The sequence below is a fragment of the Cellulomonas sp. GbtcB1 genome (genome assembly GCF_019091725.1).
GTDB lineage: Bacteria > Actinomycetota > Actinomycetes > Actinomycetales > Cellulomonadaceae > Cellulomonas.
The window spans coordinates 1-236 of the sequence record NZ_JAGXJG010000571.1 but is presented as its reverse complement, the minus strand read 5'-3'; the positions used below and the strand labels follow the sequence as shown (position 1 = coordinate 236).

Genomic DNA, 236 nt, shown 5'->3' with positions numbered 1-236 from the left:
ATGTCCGAGGCGTTCGCCTCGACGCTGCGCCTGTCGTTCGGGGTCCGCGGCGGGCTGCTCATGCGGCAGGTCCACCACTGGGCCGCGCTGATCTTCATGGCGTCGATCGTGACGCACATGTTGCGCGTGTTCTTCACCGGCGCTTTCCGCAAGCCGCGCGTGCACAACTGGCTCGTCGGCTTCACGCTGATGTTCCTCGGCCTGCTGGCCGGCTTTTCCGGCTAATCGCTCCCCGT

1 pseudogene is annotated in these 236 nt (G+C 66.5%); it reads left to right on the top strand.

Going from position 1 to position 236, the window contains the following annotated elements:
• Window positions 1–222: pseudogene (locus tag KVT14_RS21420) on the top strand (cytochrome b N-terminal domain-containing protein); the annotation flags it as partial.
• Window positions 223–236 lie beyond the last annotated feature (14 nt).